This is a genomic window from Nocardia sp. NPDC057455 (genome assembly GCF_042802775.1).
In the GTDB taxonomy this organism is placed as follows: domain Bacteria; phylum Actinomycetota; class Actinomycetes; order Mycobacteriales; family Mycobacteriaceae; genus Nocardia.
In genome coordinates this window covers 21234-45177 of sequence record NZ_JBHVDM010000024.1, presented here as the reverse complement: position 1 = coordinate 45177, position 23944 = coordinate 21234, and the positions used below count along the sequence as shown (strand labels likewise).

Annotated in this window: 20 protein-coding genes and 1 tRNA gene; 11 read left to right on the top strand and 10 right to left on the bottom strand. The window is 69.1% G+C overall.

The annotated features are described in order from the left end of the window. Positions 1 to 15: 15 nt before the first annotated feature. Positions 16 to 378, bottom strand: a complete 363-nt coding sequence (locus ACFU5M_RS12705) for a hypothetical protein (protein WP_379048305.1) — start codon at positions 376 to 378, stop codon at positions 16 to 18. Between the two features lie 149 nt (positions 379 to 527). Here ACFU5M_RS12705 and ACFU5M_RS12700 point away from each other — a divergent pair, with 149 nt between their 5' ends. The 3 genes from ACFU5M_RS12700 (at position 528) to ACFU5M_RS12690 (ending at position 5167) form a co-directional block, all read left to right on the top strand. Beyond that, the gene (locus ACFU5M_RS12700; RefSeq protein WP_379048303.1) at positions 528 to 3344 is read left to right on the top strand and encodes a DEAD/DEAH box helicase; all 2817 of its coding nucleotides are present in this window, start codon (positions 528 to 530) and stop codon (positions 3342 to 3344) included. After that, a complete protein-coding gene (locus ACFU5M_RS12695) occupies positions 3341 to 4108 on the top strand; it encodes an SWIM zinc finger family protein (protein WP_379048301.1) in 768 nt (255 codons plus the stop codon). The genes ACFU5M_RS12700 and ACFU5M_RS12695 overlap by 4 nt, the downstream gene beginning before the upstream one ends. Before the next feature lie 261 nt (positions 4109 to 4369). Continuing rightward, positions 4370 to 5167, top strand: a complete 798-nt coding sequence (locus ACFU5M_RS12690; RefSeq protein WP_379048299.1) for a helical backbone metal receptor — start codon at positions 4370 to 4372, stop codon at positions 5165 to 5167. On the opposite strand, the gene ACFU5M_RS12685 is transcribed toward ACFU5M_RS12690, so the two are convergent. The 3 genes from ACFU5M_RS12685 to ACFU5M_RS12675 all read right to left on the bottom strand — a co-directional run bounded on the left by ACFU5M_RS12685 (position 5152) and on the right by ACFU5M_RS12675 (position 7389). Beyond that, positions 5152 to 5559, bottom strand: coding sequence for a DUF3224 domain-containing protein (locus ACFU5M_RS12685; RefSeq protein WP_379048297.1), 408 nt, complete (start codon positions 5557 to 5559; stop codon positions 5152 to 5154). The genes ACFU5M_RS12690 and ACFU5M_RS12685 overlap by 16 nt on opposite strands. Positions 5560 to 5617: 58 nt before the next feature. Then, on the bottom strand, positions 5618 to 6688 hold the full coding sequence (locus ACFU5M_RS12680; RefSeq protein WP_379048295.1) for an amidohydrolase family protein: 1071 nt from the start codon (positions 6686 to 6688) through the stop codon (positions 5618 to 5620). 71 nt (positions 6689 to 6759) lie between these two features. Further along, on the bottom strand, positions 6760 to 7389 hold the full coding sequence (locus tag ACFU5M_RS12675) for a TetR/AcrR family transcriptional regulator (RefSeq protein ID WP_379048293.1): 630 nt from the start codon (positions 7387 to 7389) through the stop codon (positions 6760 to 6762). A gap of 113 nt (positions 7390 to 7502) precedes the next feature. Between ACFU5M_RS12675 and ACFU5M_RS12670 the strand changes: the two genes are divergently transcribed. Further along, the gene (locus ACFU5M_RS12670) at positions 7503 to 7904 is read left to right on the top strand and encodes a Dabb family protein (RefSeq protein ID WP_379048291.1); all 402 of its coding nucleotides are present in this window, start codon (positions 7503 to 7505) and stop codon (positions 7902 to 7904) included. Between the two features lie 21 nt (positions 7905 to 7925). Here the strand turns inward: ACFU5M_RS12670 and icmF are convergent, their stop codons facing one another. Next, complete coding sequence (gene icmF / locus ACFU5M_RS12665; RefSeq protein WP_379048289.1) at positions 7926 to 11144, bottom strand: fused isobutyryl-CoA mutase/GTPase IcmF; 3219 nt, start codon at positions 11142 to 11144, stop codon at positions 7926 to 7928. A 282-nt stretch (positions 11145 to 11426) separates the two neighbouring features. Here icmF and ACFU5M_RS12660 point away from each other — a divergent pair, with 282 nt between their 5' ends. The 6 genes from ACFU5M_RS12660 (at position 11427) to ACFU5M_RS12635 (ending at position 18160) form a co-directional block, all read left to right on the top strand. Then, the gene (locus ACFU5M_RS12660) at positions 11427 to 12410 is read left to right on the top strand and encodes a hypothetical protein (protein WP_379048287.1); all 984 of its coding nucleotides are present in this window, start codon (positions 11427 to 11429) and stop codon (positions 12408 to 12410) included. Positions 12411 to 12717: 307 nt separating this feature from the next. Next, positions 12718 to 14217 carry a CoA-acylating methylmalonate-semialdehyde dehydrogenase gene (locus ACFU5M_RS12655; protein WP_379048285.1) on the top strand — a complete coding sequence of 500 codons (1500 nt, stop codon included), beginning with the start codon at positions 12718 to 12720 and terminating at the stop codon, positions 14215 to 14217. Between the two features lie 4 nt (positions 14218 to 14221). Beyond that, on the top strand, positions 14222 to 15361 hold the full coding sequence (locus ACFU5M_RS12650; RefSeq protein ID WP_379048283.1) for an acyl-CoA dehydrogenase family protein: 1140 nt from the start codon (positions 14222 to 14224) through the stop codon (positions 15359 to 15361). Next, a complete protein-coding gene (locus tag ACFU5M_RS12645; RefSeq protein ID WP_379048281.1) occupies positions 15358 to 16437 on the top strand; it encodes an enoyl-CoA hydratase/isomerase family protein in 1080 nt (359 codons plus the stop codon). Before ACFU5M_RS12650 ends, ACFU5M_RS12645 begins: the two co-directional genes overlap by 4 nt. Beyond that, positions 16437 to 17336, top strand: coding sequence for a 3-hydroxyisobutyrate dehydrogenase (gene mmsB / locus ACFU5M_RS12640; RefSeq protein ID WP_379048279.1), 900 nt, complete (start codon positions 16437 to 16439; stop codon positions 17334 to 17336). Before ACFU5M_RS12645 ends, mmsB begins: the two co-directional genes overlap by 1 nt. After that, entirely contained in the window at positions 17333 to 18160 is an 828-nt protein-coding gene (locus tag ACFU5M_RS12635) for an enoyl-CoA hydratase (protein WP_379048277.1), read from the top strand. The genes mmsB and ACFU5M_RS12635 overlap by 4 nt, the downstream gene beginning before the upstream one ends. 49 nt (positions 18161 to 18209) lie before the next feature. Here ACFU5M_RS12635 and ACFU5M_RS12630 read toward each other — a convergent pair whose 3' ends face one another. Both ACFU5M_RS12630 and ACFU5M_RS12625 read right to left on the bottom strand, forming a co-directional pair. After that, positions 18210 to 19256 carry an Hsp70 family protein gene (locus ACFU5M_RS12630; protein WP_379048275.1) on the bottom strand — a complete coding sequence of 349 codons (1047 nt, stop codon included), beginning with the start codon at positions 19254 to 19256 and terminating at the stop codon, positions 18210 to 18212. Positions 19257 to 19381: 125 nt separating this feature from the next. Beyond that, positions 19382 to 19933 (bottom strand): MarR family winged helix-turn-helix transcriptional regulator, encoded by a 552-nt coding sequence (locus tag ACFU5M_RS12625; protein ID WP_379048273.1) that lies wholly within the window; start codon positions 19931 to 19933, stop codon positions 19382 to 19384. A 114-nt stretch (positions 19934 to 20047) separates the two neighbouring features. Here ACFU5M_RS12625 and ACFU5M_RS12620 point away from each other — a divergent pair. Then, positions 20048 to 20122, top strand: a tRNA-Cys gene (locus tag ACFU5M_RS12620). 120 nt (positions 20123 to 20242) lie between these two features. Here ACFU5M_RS12620 and ACFU5M_RS12615 read toward each other — a convergent pair. From ACFU5M_RS12615 to ACFU5M_RS12605, 3 genes are read right to left on the bottom strand one after another with little or no spacing between them, the layout of a single operon-like run. Further along, positions 20243 to 21292, bottom strand: coding sequence for an ABC transporter ATP-binding protein (locus ACFU5M_RS12615; RefSeq protein WP_379048271.1), 1050 nt, complete (start codon positions 21290 to 21292; stop codon positions 20243 to 20245). After that, positions 21289 to 22842 carry an ABC transporter permease gene (locus tag ACFU5M_RS12610; RefSeq protein WP_379048269.1) on the bottom strand — a complete coding sequence of 518 codons (1554 nt, stop codon included), beginning with the start codon at positions 22840 to 22842 and terminating at the stop codon, positions 21289 to 21291. The genes ACFU5M_RS12615 and ACFU5M_RS12610 overlap by 4 nt, the downstream gene beginning before the upstream one ends. Positions 22843 to 22844: 2 nt before the next feature. Beyond that, positions 22845 to 23867 carry an iron ABC transporter substrate-binding protein gene (locus ACFU5M_RS12605; RefSeq protein WP_379048267.1) on the bottom strand — a complete coding sequence of 341 codons (1023 nt, stop codon included), beginning with the start codon at positions 23865 to 23867 and terminating at the stop codon, positions 22845 to 22847. Positions 23868 to 23944 lie beyond the last annotated feature (77 nt).

Below are 23944 nucleotides of genomic sequence, written 5' to 3'. Positions count from 1 at the left end.
GCCGCTGTCGAGGCCCTACAGCCAGGCGCGCGCCAAGAGATCGTCGTCGGCGACCTCGCTCGCGCGCGGCGGGAACCGGGTGGCCGCGATCGACTGGATATGCGTTCCGTCGTGCCCGATCACCCACGAGCCGCCGCGCTCCTCGCATTCGGCGAGCTTCGCGAAGGTGGTGAGCAGGAACGTGATCGCCTCGCGCGGGTCGGCGGTGCGAGCCAGCCGCTGGGATTCACCGGGACGCGACAGGTCCAGCCACACGCCGCACTGCCCGTCGAGCCGCATGCCGACGATCTTGTCGGCGTGCACGAAGGTGAATTTGCGCCGTTCCCACGCGGTCGTCGGGGTGAAGCTCTGCTCGAGAACCTGGAGCAGAATCGTCATGCTGCTTCCTCCGCTTCCTTGACGAAGAGCTGCGATTATTCTGCGATGACCTGCGGATATTCCAGTATGTTCCGGTATCGCGCAGAAATCCACAACGGTCGGGCCGCGGTGTGCGCGGCCGTGTCGGAGCCGCCTGCTTGGATGGGGTGATGCTGCACGGACTGTGGTCGCCGGGATCCGGGTTGCTGCTCTGGCACGACGCGCCGGTCGCCGAGACCTCCGGCGGGGTTCCCGATCCGCTGGGCCGCGCGCTGCGGACGTCGAGGTTCCGGCACCGCGCCGAGGTACTGGTCGTCGAGAACGGCGTCGTCGGCACCGCGCGGGTTCGCGCGCACGCGCTGGCCCCGGTCGCGGCGGCGGAGGCCCTGCGCCAGCGGCTGCCCGCCGAGCTGGTGTCCGCGGATCTGCGTTTCCTCGCGCACGTCGCCCGCGGCATCGAACGCTGGGTGCGCGCCGGGCGTGTCGTGCCGGATCTGCGCAGAGAGGACGGCCAGTGGTGGGTGCGCTGGCGGCTGGTCGGCGGGGAGCGGCAACGGGCCTGGCTGGCCGAACTGGCGGTCGCCATGCCGCAGGCGCTGCGGGTGGCCGGGCGTCCGGCCGCGCTGCTCGACGACATGGTCACCGAACTCACCGATCCGATCGCACGGTCACTGGCCGAACCGCCGGACTCGACGCATCCCCTGGTGGCCGCCCTGGTCGGCGACACTCCGCTGGACAACGGCAGCTATCAGGTCGCCGAGGTGCTGGAGCGCTGGCGGGCCGGTCTGACCGGCGACGAGCCGGAACTCGTGCTGCGGCTGCTGGAACCGGACGGCGAACTCGGCCTCGCCGACGAGTCGGTGGCGCTGTGGCGGCTGGAGGTCTGCCTGCGTCTCACCGGTGAAGCGCCCAGAACGGTTCCGCTGCACGAAGATCCGAATCTCGTGCGGATCGCGGTGGACAAGCTCGGCGCGGCCCAGCGCGCGTATCCGAGGTTGCGCGATCTGCCGAGCGATCCGCGCAGCATGGATCTGCTGTTGCCCACGGAAGTGGTGCTCGACCTGGTCGCGCACGGCGCGAACGCCCTGCACGCCGCCGGGGTCCACTTGCTGCTGCCGCGCGCCTGGAGTGTCGCCGAGCCGAGCATGCGGCTGCGCGTGGACAGTGCGGTGCCCGCCGCGCAGAGCACGGTCGGTTTGCGCGGCCTGGTGTCCTACAGCTGGGAGCTGGCACTGGGCGACATGGTGTTGACCCGGGCCGAGATGGAACGCCTGGTGCGCGGCAAGTCCGATCTGGTCCAGCTGCGCGGCCAGTGGGTGCAGGCCGATCACAAGGCGCTGGCCGCCGCGGCCCGGTATGTCGCCGCGCATGCCGACGACTCTCCGGTCACCTTCGCGGACATGCTCGGTGAGATCGCGGTCTCGCGGGTGCCGCAAGTGCCGATCACCGAGGTCACTGCCTCGGGATGGGTGGAGGATCTGCTCGATCGCACGCGCGAGCCGGAAGCGGTCGCCCCGCCCGTCGGGCTGAAGGCCCAACTGCGTCCCTACCAGGAACGTGGCCTGGCCTGGCTGGCCACCATGAGCCGGATGGGGTGCGGTGCGATCCTGGCCGACGACATGGGACTGGGCAAGACCGTCCAGGTGCTCGCCCTGTTGGTCCACGAGCGCGAGACCGCGCCCGAGCCGGCCCGGCCCGGCCCGACCTTGCTGGTCTGCCCGATGTCGGTGGTCGGCAACTGGCAGCGCGAGGCGGAACGGTTCGCGCCCGACCTGCGAGTCTGGGTGCACCACGGCGCGGGACGGCGGGCCGGGGCCGAACTCGACGAGGCGGTCGCCGCGGTGGATCTGGTGATCACCACCTACGCGCTGCTCGCGCGCGACGCCGCGGAACTCGGCAGGCAGGACTGGGACCGCGTGGTCCTCGACGAAGCGCAGCACATCAAGAACGCGGGAACGCGGCAGGCGCGGGCGGCGCGATCGCTGCCCGCGCGGCATCGGCTGGCGCTGACCGGCACCCCGGTGGAGAACCGACTGGAAGAGCTGCGCTCCATCATGGATTTCGCGATGCCGAAGGTGCTCGGCAGCGCCCAGTCGTTCCGCGCCCGTTTCGCGGTGCCCATCGAACGCGAGCGCGACCAGAACGCGATCAGCCGCCTGCGCTGGCTCACCCAGCCGTTCGTGCTGCGCCGGGTGAAGACCGATCCCACGGTGATCAGCGACCTGCCGGAGAAATTCGAGATGACCGTGCGCGCCAATCTCACCGTCGAACAGGCCGCCCTCTACCAGGCGGTCGTGGACGACATGCTGGCCAAAATCAAAGACGCCAAGGGCATGGCGCGCAAAGGAGCCGTGCTCGGTGCGCTCACCCGGCTCAAGCAGGTGTGCAACCATCCGGCGCATTTCCTCGGTGACGGATCGGGGGTGCTGCACCGCGGGGCGCACCGTTCCGGCAAACTCGCCTTGGTCGAGGACGTCGTGGACGCGGTGCTGGCCGACGGCGAGAAGGCGCTGCTGTTCACGCAGTTCCGGGAATTCGGCGAACTCGTCGCGCCCTACCTGGCCGAACGGTTCGGCGCCGCGATCCCGTTCCTGCACGGTGGCGTGCCGAAGAAGAAGCGCGACGCGATGGTCACCGGATTCCAGGCGCCGGACGGCCCGCCGCTGATGTTGCTGTCGCTCAAGGCGGGTGGCACCGGGCTCAATCTCACCGCCGCCAATCACGTGGTGCACCTGGATCGCTGGTGGAATCCCGCGGTGGAGAACCAGGCCACCGACCGCGCCTTCCGGATCGGCCAGCGGCGCGATGTGCAGGTGCGCAAGTTGGTCTGCGTGGACACGATCGAGGAGCGGATCGACGAGATGATCAACGGCAAACGTCAACTCGCCGATCTGGCCGTCGGCGCGGGGGAGAACTGGATCACCGAGTTGAGCACCGACGAATTGCGCGATCTGTTCGCCCTCGGCGCGGCGGCGGTGGGCGAATGAGTCCTTTCGTCGACTACTCCGAGTACGGCAAGAAGCTGCCGGTGCGCGGTGGCGTGGAAGCTCGTAGCAGACGCGGCGGCTTCGGGCGCACCTGGTGGGGCAGGGCGCTGGTGGATTCGGTGGAGCGGATGGCGGAGCCCGGCCGGCTGGCGCGCGGCCGCAATTACGCCAGATCCGGTCAGGTGGTGAACTACCGGATCGAGCCGGGGGCGGTGACGGCGGAGGTGCAGGGCAGTCAACCGCGCCCGTTCACGGCGGTGTTCACCGTGCGCCCGCTGCGCGAGGACGAAGTCGAGATGCTCATCGAGACCATCCGCTGCGCTCCCGGCATGCTCGCCGAGATCGCCTCGGGCGCGTTGCCGACCGGGCTCGGCCCCTTGCTGCTGCCGAGTACCGCGGCGGAGCTGGATTTCACTTGCACCTGCCCGGACCCCGGCTGGCCGTGCAAGCATGTCGCGGCGGTCTGCTACCTGCTGGCCGAGCGCCTCGACGAACACCCGCGTGAGATCTTGACCCTCCGCGGACTCGACTTGGACACCCTGATCGGCGGCATCGAACGCGAGCCGGGGCCTGCTGCCTCCGATGACCCGTACGGTGAGCACATTTCTTTGCCGGACCTGCCCAGCGTCGAGTTCCGCACGGCCCCGGAGGATCTGGATCCGATGTTGCTGCGCAAGGTGCTGCGGATGACCTCGGCCGACGAGACGACCGCCGCGACCGGTCTGCGCGAACTCACCGCGCTCTATCGGCTGTTCGACCGCTGAGGTTGGTGGGCACCCAGCATCGGGGCTGTCGGTTACCGCCGGTCTGTCGGGGCGGGATCGATACCGGCGGAGCGAAGGGACCGGAGACTTCCCGACGCCGGGTGCCGCTATCCATTCTGGCGCAGCGGAACTCGGCACGGAACTGCCCCAACGACGCCCGGATGCTGCCCTTGCGCCGAACTTGCCCGCCGGTCGTACCCGGCCCTGTACCGGCGGGAAAGGGCGCCGATCAGCGCGAATATCCTGTTATAGGCTGACCGTGTGGCAGGGAAGAGCCCAGCGTCCGGGTTGCCTCGCGACGACCTCGGTACTCCGGTGGACCTCCGCACACCCCCGCGCCGGGTGGTGTCGCTCGTTCCGTCGCTGACCGAGGCGGTGGCGCATACCTGCCCGGAAGTCCTCGTCGCCGCCACGCAATGGTGCACGCACCCAGCCGATCTGACAGTCGAGCGGGTCCGCGGGACCAAGAACCCGGACGTGCGGCGCATCGTCGAACTTGCCCCCGACCTGGTGCTGTGCAACAAGGAGGAGAACCGCCGCATCGATGTCGAACGCCTGCGCGCGGCCGGAGTCCCGGTGTGGGTCACCGAGGTGGAGACGGTCGACCAGGCAATGGTCTCGCTCACCAGGCTCTGCGTCGAAGTGCTCGGCGCCGATGTTCCGGCATGGCTGGCCGCAGCCGAATCCGCCTGGGCGCCACCACCGCCCGAACCGGCACGTGCCGCCGTCATTCCGGTTTGGCGCGATCCGTGGATGGTGGTCGGCCGGAACACCTTCACCGGCGATGTAGCGCGCCGTCTGGGCTTGCGGCTGGTGCATGCCGATCGGCCGGATCGTTATCCGCGCGTCACCGAGGCCGAGCTGACCGTGGGCGTCGATCTCGCGGTGCTCCCCGACGAGCCGTATGTCTTCACCGAAACCGACGGACCCGAGGCGTTTCCGGACATCCCGGTCGCCTTGGTGGAGGGCCGGGCACTCACCTGGTACGGGCCGTCCTTGGCGACCGCACGCGGCACGCTCACCGCGCACCTTGCTCGGGCGGATCAACCCAGGTCGTAGTCGAACCAGATGTGGTGCGTGCCGTCGGGGTCCACGCGCAGTCCGCCCGTGCCCGTGATGCCTGCGAGGTCACCGGTGCCGCTGTGCGGAACGATCGTGCAGAACTCGTTCGTGCGATCGGCGCCGGTGGTGCTCGCGACGTGCAGGAAGTTGAAGGTACCCGCGACGCCGTCCAGCGCGCCCTCGAACGACTCCATCGCCGTGTAGCTTCCCACGCCGGTGGCCTGGTCGAACGCGGCGGTGAAGATCGTCGACGAGCGGCCCTCGATCGCGCCGTCGAACTGCTTGGTGATGACGGCGACGCCGACCGGCAACGCGGTGGCGATGGCGGGATCGGGCACCACCTCGGTCGGGACGAAGTCGTTCACGGAGAAGGTGCCGGTAACTTTCACGCGGCACATCGTAACGACGGGCACCGACATGATCGACCGTCCGTTCGCCGGTCCTGGTTCAGTCCGCGATCCGGTAGACGCGCTGCGCGGTGGTCCGGAAGATCTGCCCGAGTTCCGTCCGTCCGCCGCCGTGGCCGGTGACGGCGGTCGCGATCGCCTCGATGCTGTTGCCGATGCTGGTGACCGGCTTGTCCACGGGAAAGTTCGAGCCCCAGATGAGACGGTCCGCGCCGAAGACGTCCAGCGCGTGCTCGACCAGCGGGCCGATCCGGTCGAGCAGGTGCGCCGCGGGCGTCGGCGTGCCCCGCGGCGGGATCGGGTGGCCGAGGATCGGCATCATCAGCCCGCTCACCTTCGCGACCACGTTCGGATGCGCGGCCAGTGCGGCGAGATCGTCGCGCCACCGCACCAGCAGTTGCCTGCGCAGCCCGGGGTTGGTGCCGGTGTGTTTGCCGACCCCGCCGAAGATCCCCGCGGGGGTGCCGAGGTGGTTCAGCACGATCGGCACCTCGGGATAGCGTTCGGCCAGTGCCGTGACATCGGGAATGGCGTGCGAGTACACCCACGCTTCGAACGACAGGCCGCGTTCGGCCAGCCGTGCGAAGCCGTCCAGGAATCGCGTGGTCGTGAGCTTGCCGGGCGCGTCGGTGAACGATCGCACGCCGGGATCGGGATGGTGGGCGACCATGGTGCGGACACCGCGCAGCAGCGGTGACGCGGCCGCGTGCGCGTCGAGCAGTTCGGCGAACCCCGGGTCCGCCGGGTCGCCGCCCGCGAGGATCGCGCCGAGCCGCGGTTCCGCTTCCAGCGGCAGCCCGGCCACCCAGGCGGTTTCTCCGGCCTTCCCGAGCGGTCCCCGCTCCGACCATTCGACCTCGATGTGCGCGATCGCCTCGATGGGCGCGTTCCCGGCGTCGGCGCGGTAGTCGAACGGGAGGTAGGGCCGCAGGTAGGCGACCGGATCTCCGACGAACTCCCGGTCGCGCCGCGGCGCGAGGCGCTTGGCCGCGTCCACCGGCACCGGCAGCAGCCGGAACAGCTTCGCCAAGGCGCTGAAATCTCGCGGTGTGGTGAACGGATCCCACTGGTGGATGTGTGCGTCGATGATCCGAATACCCGAGAGGTCCATGTCTGCCATCCCAACCGCGCCGAAGGTTTGCTCGGCGATTGTCACATGCCCCGCGCGCCGCGGTCCGGGAATCAGTGCGTGCCGTAGGCGGCCAGGAAGGTACGGACCGCCGCCGCGGCGATGTCCCGGAGTTCGGTATCGGGCACCGTGCGGGCGCCGAGCCGGGAGCGTGCCTCCAGCGGTGCGGTCAGCAGGGCGAGTAACTGCTCGGCGGCCTCCGACGGATCGGTGAGACGGAGCCTTCCCGCGAGCGCGAGCCGAGCCAGCCGGTCGGCCAGCGCCTCCGCGATATCGCGCGAGGTCCGGGTGAGAACGGTGTCGGCGAGGTCCGGAAACGCCGCCAGCTGCGCATAGGTGAGCGCCCGTAGCGCGCGGGACCGATCGCTCGCGCAGACTTCGAGCAGCCGGTACGCCGCATCGGTCAGCGTCGTCGCCAGATCCGTGTCCGGATCGCGCAATTCGTCCACGATCGCGAGGGTGTGCGCCGCGAGCGTTTCCGCGGCGGCCAGCACGGCATGCTCGAACAGCGTCTGCTTGTCGTTGAGATGGTTGTAGACCGTCGGTTTGGCTACGCCCGCCTCGTCGGCGATCTCCTGCACACAGGCTTTGTCGTAGCCGCGGCGGGCGAAAACCGTGAACGCGACGTCCAGGATCGCCTGTCGCTTGTCTATGCGGCCCCGCGCCGTCTTCGTTCCGCTCACCTGTGCATGCTAGCGCGTAGGCAGCAGAAATGAACTAGATAGTTCAATCTTGCGATCTAACCGGTTAGTTGCCTAAATTGAACTTGCCAGTTCACTCAATCGAGGAGTAGTCCATGATCGTTCACTTGCTGCGCTTCGGCTTCCGCGCCGAGACGACGGAGGAGCAGAAAGCCGAGGTGCTCGCCGCCATGCGACGCACCGCATCGGTCGAGTCGGTGTCGTTCTCGACTGTCGGCCAGAATCTGGGTGACGCCGACGAAGGGTTCACGCACGCCTACTGCGTGGCCATCGAGGACTTGGACGCGCTGGAGCGGTACATGCACGACCCGGTTCATCTCGCGGGCGATCCGCGGATCATCCCGCACTTCGCGAAGATCGCGATCGGTCCGGACGTCTCCGATCAGCCCGATCCGCGGCTGCGCGAGAAGATCATGGCGCTGCACGAGGCGAAGCTCGCCCGGTACCCGGAGTGGGCCACGCTGATGGACACCATCCCGGAGGTGCGAATCTTCTGATGGCTCAGCCGCTCGCGGGTCTCACACGTTGCGGCGGTACTGCCCGCCGACGGTGAAGAACGTGTCGGTGATCTGCTGCAACGTGCAGACCCGGGCGGCCTCCATCAGCACCTCGAAGATGTTGTCGTCGGTGCGGGCGACCGCTTCCAGCCGGGCCAGCGCGGTATGGGCGGCGTCCCGGTTGCGCTGCTGGAACTCGCCTACCCGCCGCAGCTGCGACTGCTTCTCCGCTTCGGTGCCGCGCGCCAGCTCCAGCTCCCGGTGCGGTTCGTCGTGGGAGTTGCGGAAGGTGTTCACCCCGATGATCGGCAGCGAACCGTCGTGCTTGCGCTGTTCGTAGCGCATCGATTCGTCCTGGATCCTGCCGCGCTGGTAGCCGGTCTCCATCGCGCCGAGCACACCGCCGCGTTCGCTGATCCGCTCGAACTCGACCAGCACCGCCTCTTCGACCAGATCGGTGAGCTCGTCGATCAGGAAGCTGCCCTGCAGCGGGTTCTCGTTCATCGCGACCCCCCACTCCCGGTTGATGATCAGCTGGATGGCCAGGGCGCGGCGCACCGACTCCTCGGTGGGGGTGGTGACCGCCTCGTCGTAGGCGTTGGTGTGCAGGCTGTTGCAGTTGTCGTAGATGGCGATCAGCGCTTGCAGCGTGGTGCGGATGTCGTTGAAGTTCATCTCCTGCGCGTGCAGCGACCGGCCGGAGGTCTGGATGTGGTACTTCAGCTTCTGCGACCGCTCGTTGGCGCCGTAGCGATCCCGCATGGCGACGGCCCAGATGCGGCGGGCCACCCGGCCGATCACGGAATACTCCGGGTCCATCCCGTTGGAGAAGAAGAACGACAGGTTCGGTGCGAAGTCATCGATACGCATGCCGCGCGCGAGATACGCCTCCACATAGGTGAATCCGTTGGCCAGGGTGAAAGCCAGCTGGCTGATCGGGTTCGCGCCCGCCTCGGCGATGTGGTAGCCGGAGATCGACACCGAGTAGAAATTGCGCACGCCGTTGCGCACGAACCACTCCTGGATGTCGGCCATCATGCGCAAGCTGAACTCGGTGGAGAAAATGCAGGTGTTCTGGCCCTGGTCCTCCTTGAGGATGTCGGCCTGCACCGTGCCGCGCACCGTGGCGAGGGTGCGGGCGCGCAGCTCGGCGGCCTCGGCGTCGGTGGGCGGGCGCCCTTGCTCCGCGGTGAACCGGTCCAGCGCCTGATCGATCGCGGTGTTCAGGAAGTAGGCCAGGATGGTCGGCGCGGGGCCGTTGATCGTCATCGATACCGAGGTGGTCGGCGCGGTCAGATCGAAGCCGTCGTAGAGCACGTTCATGTCGTCGAGCGAGGCGATCGACACGCCGGAGGTGCCGACCTTGCCGTAGATGTCGGGGCGCTCGGCAGGATCGTGCCCGTAGAGCGTCACCGAATCGAATGCCGTGGAGAGCCTTTTCGCGTCGGAATGCTCGCTGAGCACCTTGAATCGGCGGTTGGTGCGGAACGGGTCGCCCTCGCCGGCGAACATGCGCGCCGGATCCTCGTTGTCCCGTTTGAACGGGAACACCCCGGCGGTGAACGGGAACCGCCCCGGCAGGTGCTCGGCGCGCAGGAAGCGCAGCAGCTCGCCGTGATCGGTGAAGCGCGGCAGGGCGACGCGCGAAATGGAGTTGCCGGACAACGTCTCCCGGCGCAGCGGGGTGCGGATCTCCCGATCGCGCACCCGGACCACCTGTTCCTCCCCGCGATAGGACTCGGCGAGCGCGGGCCACTCGGCCAGCAGCGCGGCGTTCGCGGGCGTCAGGTCGGCGCGGGCGCGTTCGGCGAGTTCGGCGACGGCCGTGTCGCCGGGCAGCTCGGCCGCCACCTGCCCGAGGCGTTGCAACCGTTGCGCGGCGGCGACTTGCGCGGCGGTCTCGGCGTGGTAGCCACGCACGGTCTCGGCGATCTCGGCGAGGTAGCGCACTCGCGCGGGCGGGATGACCTGGGCGAAGCGCGTGGACGTACGGGTGTTTACCCGGGGCAGCGCGCCGGGCTCCAGCCGCAGGCCGTGGTGGGCCAGCAGCCCCGTCAAGTGCTGGTAGAGCGCGGTCACCCCGTCGTCGTTGAACGTCGCCGCGCTGGTGCCGAAGACCGGCATGTCCTCCGGCGCGGCGTGGAACTCCTCGCGGTTGCGGATCAGCTGCCGGGCCACGTCACGCAGCGCGTCCGCGGCCCCGCGGCGCTCGAACTTGTTGATCGCCACCACGTCCGCGTAATCCAGCATGTCGATCTTCTCCAGCTGGGAGGCGGCGCCGAACTCGGGCGTCATCACGTACATCGACACGTCGACGTGGTCGGTCACCGCGGCGTCGCCCTGACCGATGCCGGGGGTTTCCAGGACGACCAGGTCGTAACCCGCTGCCTTGCAGGCGGTCACGATCAGGTCGATATTGTCCGGCAGTTCGCGTCCACCGCGGGTGGCCAGCGAGCGGAAGAAGACGTGCTCGCCATCGAGGGCGTTCATCCGGATGCGGTCGCCGAGTAGTGCGCCGCCTCCGCGCCGCCGGGTCGGGTCGACCGCGAGGATCGCGACCCGTACCTTGTCCTGCTGATCCGAACGCAGCCTGCGCACCAATTCGTCGGTGAGCGAGGACTTTCCGGAACCGCCCGTCCCGGTGATGCCGAGCACCGGCACGGTGCGCGCCGACGCGGCCTCGGCCAGCTTCCGCCGGTCGGCCGCCGGCAGCGCGTCCGCTTGCAGGCAGGTGATGGCGCGCGCCAAGGCGGCGCGCTCGCCTGCGAGTACCGCGTCCGGCACCGGCGGCGCGGTCGCGAGGTCGACGTCGCAGGCGCGGATCAGTTGGTTGATCATGCCGGGCAGGCCGAGTCGCTGTCCGTCCTCGGGGGAGAAGATGGTCACGCCCGCCGCGGCCAGTCGCGCGATCTCCTCCGCGACGATCACGCCACCGCCGCCGCCGAAGATCCGCACGTGTTCGGCTCCGGCCTTCTTCAGAGCGTCGGCGAGGTACTCGAAGTACTCGACGTGGCCACCCTGGTAGGAGCTGACCGCGACGCCCTGGGCGTCCTCGGTGAGCACGGCGTCGACCACTTCGCTCACCGAGCGATTGTGGCCGAGGTGGATCACCTCCGCGCCTTGGCTCTGCAGGATGCGGCGCATGATGTTGATCGCCGCGTCGTGCCCGTCGAACAGGGCCGCCGAGGTGACGAAGCGGACGGGATGGGTGGGCGTGTAGAGCGCGCTGCTGTCGGCCACGGGATTCCTCTCGGGATTCCATTGTCGCCCGATACTAGGACGTCAAACTAATCGTACGGTGACCGCGATCACATCGCCAGCGTCGCCGCCGCGTTGCCCACGCCGCTGCCGCCGTGCCGGTTCGGTGTCAGCGGACGGCGGACTTCGGTAGTGGTCGTCGAAGGCCGTACACCGGTTGGACGCGCGCCTCTCGCCGTGCCGATCAGACGGCGGTACCAGTGCGCGATACCGCGCTCCGGCCGATTGTGTTGTCATGGCGGCCGACTCGGACATACTGGGCCCATGGTGAGCGACGACAGGGCGGAAGCCGCGGTAGGGCGGCTGGTCGCCGAGCGTGTGCTGACCCGCGGCCAGGCCGACGCGGTGCTCGCGGCGCTAGCCGTCGAGCGGGCGGCGGTGGTGGCGCGTGGGAAGGTGCTCGCCGAGATCGCCTCGTACGTCGGCGCCGGTTTGCTGTTCGGCGGAATCGCCCTGGTGGCGGCTTCGTCCTGGGACGCGCTCGACCGGCCGGTCCGGGTGGGAGTGCTCGCGGTCGTGTCGGCGGGTCTGCTGTTCGGGGGTGTTCTGCTCGCCGGGGTACCGACCGGCCGCACGAGCGCGAACGGTGCCCGCGCGAGGCTGGCGGCGGTGCTCTTCGCGCTCGGGTCCGTCGCGCTCGCCGGGTCTGTCGGTACCGCGCTCGAGCACGCGAGCACCGATGCCGCGTGGGTCTTCGCCTGTGTGGCGGGAGCGGTGATCGCCGTACTCGGTTACCTCGCGCTGCCCTCGGTGCTCGGAATGCTGGTCTGCGCCTGCTTCGTGCCCGCGGCCGTCGCGGGGATCGTGACCGAGGTGTTCGGTCTCGATGACACCTGGGGCAGCACCGCGGTACTGCTGCTCGGTGGCGCGTGGTTCGCGCTGACCAGGTTCGGCGCCCTGGTGGACCTCCGGATCGGATATTCGATCGCGATCCTAACGGCCGTCGCGGCCGCGCAGAGTCTAGACATCGGTGGCCGTACGTGGGCCTACGGGATCACGGCGTTGATCGCTGTGGCCTGCTTCGCGCTGTACGCGACCCAGCGGTCGGCGGTGCTCGTCATCGGGGGCGGTGTGGCCATCGCGGTGGCGGCGGGGGAGGCGGTCTCGGAATGGACCGGCGATTCGCTCGGCGCGGCGGCGGTGGTCGTGGCGATCGGCGCGATCACGCTCGCGTTGGGCGCGTTCCGGCTGGCGCGACCGCGGCGGGAGCAGGAAGCCGATCCGGCCGTTCCCGTGCCGAAGCCGTAGGCCGGGCCGGATGATCCGGTGGCTCCACCGATCGCGCAAGCGGCCGTCGGGCGGTTGCGCCGGATCAGGGACGTCGGGCACGGCTACCTCCGGCTCGATGGAAAGATCCGCGCTCCGTGATCCCTGAACCGGCTGCACGCCCCGCCGCTGAACCGGCTGGGCACGCCGGAGGCGAATCGAACCCCTCACCTGGACGCGTGGGATGAATCACATCGACCTGTCGGCATTGCTGATACTTGGACGTCCAACTATAGGATGACCGCATACCGCTCCGCGGTGTCCCGATCGCTACGAGAACAGGACTGGCATGGTTCGCGAACTCACCCACTTCATCGGCGGACAGCATGTGCCGGGCGCTTCCGGCAAGTTCGGCGACGTCTTCGATCCCAACTTCGGCCGAGTGCAGGCGCGGGTGCCGCTGGCGAGCAAATCCGAGGTCGAGGCGGTTATCGCGAACGCCGAGGCCGCGCAGCCGCAATGGGCCGCGTTGAACCCGCAGAAGCGGGCGCGCGTGCTGATGAAGTTCCTGACCCTGGTGCAGGACGAGATGGATTCCCTGGCGGCGCTGCTGTCCTCCGAGCACGGCAAGACCATCGCCGACGCCAAGGGTGACATCCAGCGCGGCTTGGAGGTCATCGAGTTCGCCGTCGGCATTCCGCACCTGCTCAAGGGTGAATACTCCGAGAGCGCCGGCACCGGCATCGACGTGTACTCGATGCGCCAGCCGCTCGGCGTCGTCGCGGGCATCACCCCGTTCAACTTCCCGGCCATGATCCCGCTGTGGAAGGCCGGTCCCGCGCTGGCCACCGGCAACGCGTTCGTGCTCAAGCCCTCCGAGCGCGACCCCTCGGTGCCGCTGCGGCTGGCCGAGCTGTTCCTCGAGGCCGGTTTGCCCGCCGGTGTGTTCAACGTGGTCAACGGTGACAAGGAAGCCGTCGACACGCTGCTGCACGATCCGCGCGTCAAGGCCGTCGGCTTCGTCGGCTCCACCCCCATCGCGCAGTACATCTACGAGACCGCGACCGCGAACGGCAAGCGTGCCCAGTGCTTCGGCGGCGCGAAGAATCACGCCATCGTCATGCCGGACGCCGATCTCGACGATGTCGCCGACCAGTTGATCGGCGCGGGCTACGGGTCCGCGGGCGAGCGCTGCATGGCCATTTCGGTGGCTGTCCCGGTCGGCGAGGAGACCGCCGACCGCCTGGTGGCCAAGCTGACCGAGCGCGTGCACAAGCTCAACGTCGGCCGTTCCGACGACCCGGGCGCCGATTACGGGCCGCTGGTCGGCCAGGACGGCGTCAACCGCGTGGACAACTACGTCCAGATCGGCATCGATGAGGGGGCCGAGCTGGTGGTGGACGGACGCGGTCTGGTCGTGGAGGGCGCCGAGGACGGCTACTTCGTCGGCGCGACGCTGTTCGACAAGGTGACCCCCGAGATGCGGATCTACCGTGAGGAGATCTTCGGTCCGGTGCTCACCGTGGTCCGCGCCAAGGACTACGAGGAGGGACTGCGGCTGGCCAACGAGCACGAGTACGGCAACGGCGTCGCGATCTTCACCCGCGACGGCGACACCGCCCGCGATTTCGCCGCGCGCGTGCAGGTCGGCATGGTCGGCATCAACGTGCCGATCCCGGTGCCGATCGCGTACTACACCTTCGGCGGCTGGAAGCGTTCCGGATTCGGCGACCTGAACCAGCACGGGCCGGATTCGATCCGCTTCTACACCAAGACCAAGACCGTGACGCAGCGCTGGCCCGCCGGGCTCAAGGAGAGCAACGCGTTCGTGATCCCGACGATGGACTGACGCGATGTTCATCCTCGACGACGACGAGAAGGCGATCCGCGACACGGCGCGCGGCTTCGCCGACGAATTCCTCGCCCCGAACGCGCTGGAATGGGACGAGCAGAAGCATTTCCCGGTGGACGTACTGCACAAGGCCGGCCCGCTCGGCCTCGGCGGCATCTACGTGCGCGAGGACGTGGGGGGTTCGGGCTTGCGCAGGCTCGACGCCGTGCGCATATTCGAGCAACTGGCCACCGGCTGCCCGGCCATCGCCGCCTACATCTCCATCCACAACATGGCGACGTGGATGATCGACCGTTACGGCGACGACGACCAGCGCAACCGCTGGCTGCCCCGGCTCACCGCGATGGAACTGCTCGCCAGCTACGCGCTCACCGAGCCCGCGGTCGGCTCCGACGCTGCGGCGTTGAGCACCAGGGCCGTTCGCGACGGTGACGACTACGTCTTCAACGGAGCCAAGCAGTTCATCTCCGGCGCGGGGGCCACCGACGTCTACGTCGTCATGGCCCGGACCGGAGACGACGGTGCGCGCGGGATCTCGGCGTTCATCGTGCCCGCCGACACCCCCGGCGTCTCCTTCGGCGTGAACGAGAAGAAGATGGGCTGGAACGCGCAACCGACCCGGCAGGTGATCTTCTCCGATGCCAGGGTCCCGGTGGCCAATCGGCTCGGCTCGGAGGGTGACGGCTTCCGCATCGCGATGAACGGGCTCAACGGCGGCAGGCTCAATATCGCCGCGTGCTCGGTGGGCGGGGCGCAGGCGGCGCTGGACAAGACGGTGCCGTATCTGGCCGAGCGGCACGCCTTCGGCAAGCCGCTGTTGCGCAATCAGGCGCTGCAGTTCGAACTCGCCGATATGCGCATCGAATTGGAGGCCGCTCGCACGCTGCTGTGGCGGGCCGCCGCGGCGCTGGACGCCGACGCGCCGGACAAGGTGGAGCTGTGCGCGATGGCGAAACGCTTCGCCACCGACGCCGGCTTCGAGGTGGCCAACAAGGCCCTGCAACTGCACGGCGGCTACGGCTACCTGACCGAGTACGGCGTGGAGAAGATCGTCCGGGATCTGCGGGTGCACCAGATCCTCGAGGGCACCAACGAAATCATGCGGGTGGTCGTCGCCCGCTCACTGGTAGGAGCGGCATGAGTGGTCAGAGCATGAGTGAACCCGAGGTTCTTCTAGACCAGCGCGACGGGCTCGGCCTGATCACGCTGAACCGGCCGAAGGCCATCAACGCGCTGAACCACTCGATGGCCCTGGCGATCACCGACGCTCTGCGTACGTGGGCCGAGGACGACGCGGTGCGCACCGTCGTCGTCACCGGCGCGGGAGAGCGCGGCCTGTGCGCGGGCGGTGACATCGTCGCCATCCACGCCGACGCGAAAAGCGGTGCCACCACCGCCGATTCGGCGACAGGCCGGTTCTGGCGCGACGAGTACATCCTCAACGCGCTGATCGGCGGCTATCCGAAGCCGTACGTGGTGATCATGGACGGCATCGTGATGGGCGGCGGCGTCGGGCTTTCCGGTCACGGCAGCCACCGCATCGTCACCGAACGGTCCAAGATCGGCATGCCCGAGGTGGGCATCGGCTTCGTCCCGGACGTCGGCGGTACCTATCTGCTCGCGCGCACCCCGGGTGAGCTCGGCACGCACGTCGGGTTGACCACCGCGCGCATGAGCGCCGGTGACGCCGTCGCCGCCGGCTTCGCCGACTATTTCGTCGCCTCCGAGCATCTGCCCGCGCTGCTGGAGACGTTGCGCACGGAGAGCGCCGACATCGCGATCGCCAAGTTCGCCACGGACGCGCCGGAATCCGCGCTGGCCGCCGCGCAGGGCTGGATCGACGACTGCTACGCAGCCGACTCCGTGGAGGAGATCGTCGCGCGGTTGCAGGCGCACGACGCACCCGAAGCGCAGACTGCGGCCACCGAGATCCTGGCGAAATCCCCGGTCGCGCTGAAGGTCACGCTGCGTTCGCTGCGCGCGGCCCGCACCGCGCCGAGCCTGGAGGCGGTGCTGAACGAGGAGTACCGGGTGTCCATCGCGTCGTTGTCGTCGCATGACCTGGTCGAGGGCATTCGCGCGCAGGTGATCGACAAGGATCGCAACCCGCGGTGGTCGCCCGCGACGCTCGAGGCGGTCACGGACGCGCAGGTGGACGCATACTTCGCCGAGTTGGGCGATCGAGAGCTGGGTCTGCTGACCCCGGAGGTGGCGTGATGAGCAAGCGAATCGGTTTCCTCGGCCTCGGCCACATGGGTGCGCCGATGGCGGCCAACCTGGTGCGCGCGGGCTACGAGGTGCTCGCCTTCGACCCGGTGCCCGCGGCGCGCGAACAGGCCGAGCGCGACGGCGCGATCGCGGTCGGCACGGCTACCGAGGCCGCCGCGGCCGACACCGTGATCACCATGCTGCCCAACGGCAAACTCGTCCTCGACGTGTACGCGGAGCTGCTGGCGGCCGCGGCGCCGGGCACGCTTTTCATCGACTGCTCCACCATCGACGTGGCCGACGCCAAGACCGCGGCCGAACGCGCCGCCGCCGCCGGGCACCGCGCACTGGACGCTCCGGTTTCCGGCGGTGTCGCGGGCGCGGCTGCGGGCACACTGACCTTCATGGTCGGCGGCGCCGCCGAGGATTTCGCCGCCGCGCTTCCTGCGCTCGAGGTGATGGGCGGCAAGGTCGTGCACTGCGGCGGCTCCGGCGTCGGACAGGCGGCGAAGATCTGCAACAACATGCTGCTGGGCGTGTCGATGATCGCGCTGTCGGAGTCGCTGGTGCTGGGCGAGAAGCTGGGCCTGAGCCATCAGTCGTTCTTCGACGTGGTCTCCACCGCCTCCGGCCAGAGCTGGGCGCTGACCAGCTACTGCCCGGTGCCCGGCCCGGTGCCGACCAGCCCGGCCAACAACGACTACCAGCCGGGCTTCGCCACGGCGCTCATGTCGAAGGACCTGGGACTCGCCGCGAACGCGTTGCGCGAGAACAACATCGACGGGCAGCTCGGGTTGCTGGCCGCCGCGATCTACGACCGCTTCAACCAGACGGATGCCGGACGGGACTTCTCGGCTATCGTCACCGATATCCGTAACCGTTCCGACGAAGAGGGTGCCGAAGAATGAACGCATCGCAGAGCGATTCAGTGGACGGCGGCGACCAGGTGACGGGTGGACGTGACTTCGAGACGATTCTGCTGGAACGCAAGGGCCGGGTCGGCTGGATCACGCTGAACCGCCCGAAGGCGCTGAACGCGCTGAACGCTCGAGTCCTCGACGACGTCATCGCCGCGCTCGACGAACTCGAGCACGACGACGAGATCGGTGCCATCGTGATCACCGGGTCGGAGCGGGCCTTCGCGGCGGGCGCCGACATCAAGGAGATGCAGCCCAAGTCGTACATGGACATGTTCATGGACGACTACTTCGCCCGCTGGGACCGGCTGGCGCAGTTCCGCAAGCCCACCATCGCCGCGGTGGCGGGCTACGCGCTGGGCGGCGGCTGTGAACTGGCCATGATCTGCGACGTCCTGCTCGCGGCCGACACCGCGAAGTTCGGGCAGCCGGAGATCAAGCTGGGCGTCATCCCCGGCATCGGCGGCTCGCAGCGCCTGACCCGTGCGATCGGCAAGGCCAAGGCCATGGATCTGGTGCTCACCGGCCGCAACATGGACGCCGAGGAGGCCGAGCGGGCTGGGCTGGTCTCGCGCATCGTGCCCGCCGCGGAACTGCTCGACACCGCCGCCGAGGTCGCCGAGACCATCGCGTCGATGTCGCTGCCGGTCGCCATGATCGCCAAGGAAGCGGTGAACCGCTCGTTCGAGACGACGCTCGCCGAGGGCCTGCGCTTCGAACGCCGGGTGTTCCACTCGCTGTTCGCGATCGAGGATCAGAAGGAAGGCATGAGCGCCTTCGTCGAGAAGCGTCCGGCGAAGTTCACCAACCGCTGACCTGCGACCCGCCCGGCCGATCCACTCGCCCGGGCGGTTTCCTCGCCGGTTATCCGAAGGGCCCCGAGGTGGGCGCGACGATTTGTGCCGGCGTGGGCACCTTGTCGCCCTCCGGCGTCGGCGCGTCCTTCTCCGCGGCGAGCAGTCCGGCGATGGTGGCGCCGAGGGCGACGGTGACCGCGGCCGCCGCGATCAGTTTGCGCCGGTCGACGGTGGCCGGGACGAGGGTGGCTCCGGCGCGCAACCGTGCCATCCGCACGTCACCGCCCCTTCGTTCGGCGGCCAGCAACACGGCGCCGCGCGCGGAGACCAGGTCGGGCTCCGGGTCGTAGACGATCGGCAGGTCGATCAGTTCGGCCAGCTCGGCGCGAATGCTCGGACTGCGGGTGCAGCCGCCGAGCAGCACTATGGCTTCCGGCCGCATACCGGTCTCGTCGATCATCTGCCGCACGAACGACACCGAGTGATGGATGCCCGCCGCGCACAGTTCGGCCAGGTCGCTGCGCGTGAGGACGGCCCGCTCGCCGGTGCTGTCATCGATCGCGGTGACCACCCTGGCTTCGCTGAGTTCCTCGCGGTGGCGGCGGATGGTCGGCGTGTCGGTGAGCACGCCGTCGCGGGCCAGCCGCCAGCGCAGCAGCGCGTCGTAGCCGTCGCCGCCCAGGACCGTGCTGCGCTTGCCGGACAGGATCGTGTCGGTGCGGCAGTCGGCATGAGTGATGGTCAGCCCCGAGCTGCCCAGGTCGTAGAGGATCACCGAGCCGCTGTCGGGCAGTTGCCCGGTGAAGCGCAGATAGCGCAGCTGGGCGAGCGGTTCGTCGACGATGGTCACGCCGCGGCCGCGCATGCCCGCGCGGATGGCGCGGGCGTGCAGCGGACAGCGGCATGTCACCGCCGTGCCCGAGATCAGCTCGTCACGCCGGTCGGCGGCGCCGTTCATCTGGCGGATCGCCTCGAAGACCGATTCCTCGACACCGCCGCCGGCCCGGCGCGGCACTTCGCAGCGATCGATCGGGGGTAGGTGTGGCTGATCGGAGTGTGTCAGCATCGCGTGAGCGCCGCCGGCGCCCGCCGATACCCCCAAGACCAGCACCATGATTTACATGGTGGACCTTTTCGCTCCCGCTGCCAAGACGGCATGCCCGGCAATTCGCCGGTTGGATGCCGGAATGTCACTCGCCGGTCGGTCGGCCGGGGTATGCGACCGACCGGTACGTCGAATCAGTCTGTGGCCGTAGCCGACCAGCGCGCCGTTCCCTCCGTGGTGTCGAAGTCGCCCGCGGCGTGTCGGAATTCGGCGAGCAGTTGCAGCAGAGTGTGCAGTCGTTCCGGGGGAAGTCCGGGGAGCGCGAAAACCTTCGCGTTGAGTTCCTCGGTCGCCTTCGCTACCAATTCCCGTCCGGCGTGGGTGATTTCGATCAGGGTAGCGCGCCGGTCGCTGGGGTGCGGTACGCGCTCGACCAGCTTCGCCGCCTCCAGCCGGTCCACGGTGTTGGTGACGCTGGTGGGGTGCACCTGCAAGCGCGCGCTGGCCTTCGCCATCGGCAGCGCACCGGTTTTGCTGAAATTGAGCAGCATCAGCAACTCGTAGCGGGAGAAGGTCAATCCGGTGGGCTTGAGCGCCTCGTCCACTCGCGCCATCACGATTTGCTGAGCCCGAACCAGCGACGTCACCGCGGCCATGCCGTCGGCGACATCTGCCCAGCCGTGGCCGACCCACTGGCGGTGGGCCTCCTCGATCGGGTCGTTCGGAAGCGGGCGTGGCCGAGACATGTTCCGATCATTCCATGCCGCCACGGGTGGACGGGGACATCCGACCAGGCTTCGGATCACCGTGAGCGCAATGGTAGGCCGGGCCTACCCGCCGGGGGCACTATCTAGGGCGAGGCGGGCGTGGCTGAGTGGTTTAGGCAACGGTCTGCAAAGCCGTTTACGCGGGTTCAATTCCCGCCGCTCGCTCCAAGAGTCCTCGGTGCCCGGCTCGGCGCATGCCACCGCCGAGCCGGGCATTTCGAGGCAGACCAGAGAGCGGTCGTCGCCGTGACGGCCCGATCTTCCCGGCATGCCAGGTAGCGCGTCGCTTCAGGCAGCGTCGTTCGATTCGGTGTACGCCACGGCTGTGCCGACCACTTCGAGGCGCACCCGCTGCCCGGTGACGGGGGCGGCGACGCTGGCGCGGCGTACCCGGATGGGAGCGGTCGCGCCGTCCAGGTCGATGGTCAGGATGACGTCGGCGCCACGGAAGTCGACGGCGCTGATCCGGCCGCTCTCCGACTCGTTCTCCGAAGCGATATGGGCGACGAGCTGTTCCGGTCGCAGCATAACCGTCGCCGATCCGCTCGCGGCGTTGCGCTGCACCGGGATCCGGCCCAGCGCGCATTTGGCCACATCGGCCTCGACCACCGCGTCCAGCAGCACGCAATCGCCGAGGAACCGCGCGGTGAACAGGTCCTGCGGCGTGGCGTAGACCTCCTCCGGCGTCCCGACCTGGGTGAAGCGCCCCGCCCGCATCACCGCCACCTGGTCGGCGAAGCTCAGCGCTTCCTCTTGGTCGTGGGTCACCAGGATGCTGGTCATGCCCGCCTCGCGCAGTGTGTCGGCCACGGCCTGCCTGGTCGTGGCCCGCAACCCCGCGTCCAGCGCGCTGAACGGCTCGTCCAGCAGCATCACCGACGGCTTGCGCGCCAGTGCGCGGGCCAAGGCGACGCGCTGCTGCTGACCGCCGGAGAGCTGATGCGGCCGCCGGTCGGCGTAGGACGCGTCCAGCGACACCATCTCCAGCAGTTCGTGCACCCGCCGGTGGTGGCGGCGCAAACCGGGCAGGCCGTAGGCGATGTTCTGGCCGACGGTCAAATGGGGGAACAGCGCCCCGTCCTGGGCGACGTAACCGATGTTGCGGCGCTGCGGCGGGACCGAGACTCGTTCGCCGACGACGGTTTCCGTTCCGATCGACACCGAACCCGCGTCCGGCGACTCGAATCCGGCGATCACGCGCAGCAGCGTGGTCTTGCCGCATCCGGACGACCCGACCACGGCGGTCGCGGTGCGGTTCGGCACGTCGAGGGTGATCCCGCCGAGAACGCGGGTGTGCCCGAAGGTCTTCGACACATCGGCGACGACAACGCGACTCATATCCCGGCCGCCTTCCGCGAGTTGGTGAACAGCAGGTACGTCACGGGCACGGCGGCGACGATCATGATCAGGGCGTACGGCGCGGCGGCGGCGTAGTCCAATTCGCCGGACAGGCCCCAGAACCGCATCGCCAGCGTGCGAGTTCCGTTGGGCGCCAGCAAGAGCGTCGCGGTCAGCTCGGTCGCCACCGCGACGAACACCAGTGCGGCGGCGGCCGCCGCGGCAGGGGCCGCGAGACGCAGCGTGACCAGGAAGAATGTCGCGGTCGCCGATTTCCCCAGCGAACGGGACGCCTCCTCCAGGCCCACCGGTACCTGGGCGAGTCCGGCCCGCACGCTGACCAGCGCCCGGGGCAGGAACAGCAGGAGATAGGCGGCGATCACCATGCCCGCCGTCTGGTAGAGCGCGGGCGCCCACCGGATCGTCACGGTCACCATGGCCAGCGCGATCACGATGCCGGGCAACGAACTGGTGACGTAGTTGGCGCCCTCGACCAGCCGCGCGAACGTCGAGGTGGAACGCACCGCGATCCACGCGACCGGGAAGGCGCACAGGGTGGTCAGCAGCGCGGCGACGGCCGCGAGGCCGACCGTCTGCCCGAGCGCGTTGCCGATGTCGGTGACATCCCATACCGCCGTTCCGCCGATGCGCAGCCAGCGCCCGATGGTCCACAACGGCACGCCCAGCGCACCCGCCGTCACCGCGACGAGCGCGGCCAGAACCGGTAACGTGCTCGCGCCCAACCGGATCCGGGCCGCGGCGCGCGGGGCGCCGCTGCCGATCCGCGCGTAACGCGCCCGGCCGCGCAGTCCCGCCTCGGCCCCGAGCAGCGCCAGGCAGCACAGCACGAGCACACCGGCCAGCATGCTGCCTGCCGGCCCGGCGAAACTGGACTGGTACTGCTCGAAGATGGCCGTGGTGAACGTGTCGAACCGGACCATCACGAAGGCGCCGTACTCGGCGAGCAGATGCAGCCCGATGAGCAGCCCGCCACCGAGAACGGCCAAGCGCAGCTGCGGTAGCACAATGCGCGCGAACACCGCGACCGGTCCCGAGCCCAGCGCCCGCGCCGACTCCTCCACCGCCGGATCCAGGCGGCGCAGCGTGGCCGCGGCGGGCAGATAGACCAGCGGGAAGTAGGACATCGTGGAGATCACCACACCCGCCCACAGGCCGTGCATGGTCGGGAAGACGCTGACCCAGGCGTAACTGTTGACGAAGGCGGGTACCGCGAGCGGAGCCGCGAAAACCGGCCCCCACCACGCCTTCCCCGGCACGTCGGTGCGTTCGACCACCCAGGCCAGCCCGACACCGAGCGCCACGCAGATCGGCACGGTGCACGCCACCAGCGCGGCCGTATTGGCCAGTAACTCACCGACTCTCGGCCGGAACACCAGTTCCGCCGCCTGATCGATTCCGGTGGAGAAGACCGTCGAAACGATGTACCCGAGCGGCACGAACGTCGCCGCCACCAGCAGCAGCGCGACGCCCGTGACCACCGGCCCCGGCCTGCCGATCCGGGGCGCGGCGACGACGTGCCGGAGTGCCACGGCTACAGCAGACCGGCTTCGGTCATCAGCTGCGTGACCTTCTTCGAATCGAGCTTCGACGGGTCGACCGCCGGGGCCTGGAGATCGGCCAGCGGCGGCAGCGCCGGGTTCGCGGCCACACCGGCGGCGACCGGGTATTCCAGCGACGTGCCGTCGCGCAGCACCTCTTGGCCCGCCTTGCCGACGATGAACGCCAGGAACTTCTGCGCCGCCTCCTGCTTCTTGCTCGACTTCAGCACGCCCCCGCCGGAGACGCTGACGAAAGCGCCCGGGTCCTGGTTCTTGAAGTAATGCAGGGCGGTGTCGCCACTGCTCTCCTTCGTATTCGCCTGGTCGCGGTACCAGTAGTAGTGGTAGATGACGCCACCATCCGGACTGCCGGAGTTGACCGCCTTCATGGTGGCGACGTTGTTCGGGAACGGCGTCGCGTTCTCCTTCATGCCCTTCAGCCACGCGCGGGTGGCGTCCTCACCCTTCAGCGCGAGCAGGGCCGCGACGATGGCCTGGAAGTCGGCGCCGGAAACGCCGGCGCCCCAGCGCCCCTTCCACTGCGGTTGCGCCAAGTCGAGCAGCGAGGCGGGCAGCTGTCCGGGCTGGACCTTGTTCTTGTTGTAGACGAATACCGTTGCGCGGGCCGCCACGCCGGTCCATTTGCCGGTGGACGGACGGAATTGCGCGGGCACCTGTTCCAGCGTGCCGGCGTTCACGTCGGCGAACAGCCCCGCGTTCTCCACCAGCGCCATTGCGGGCGAGTTCTCGGTGAGGAAGACATCGGCGGGCGACGCCGCGCCCTCGGCGACCAGTTGGTTGCCCAGCGCCGTATCACCGCCCTGGCGCAACGTCACCTCGATGCCGGTTTCCTTGGTGAACGCGTCGGCCCATTCTTTGGTGAGCGACTCGTGCTGCGCGTTGTAGACGGTGATCCCGTTCGCGTCGTCGGAGGAATTCGAGCACGCCGTGGCGCCGAGCGCCGTCATCGCGAGGACCAATCCAGCGGCAATCGTCTTCCATCTGACCGGCTTCATCCTCGTCCTTCCGACCGCGTCCCTCGTGCATATGTTGAGGCTTACCTAAGGAAGATACCGCGTCCGACGTGCGCAAA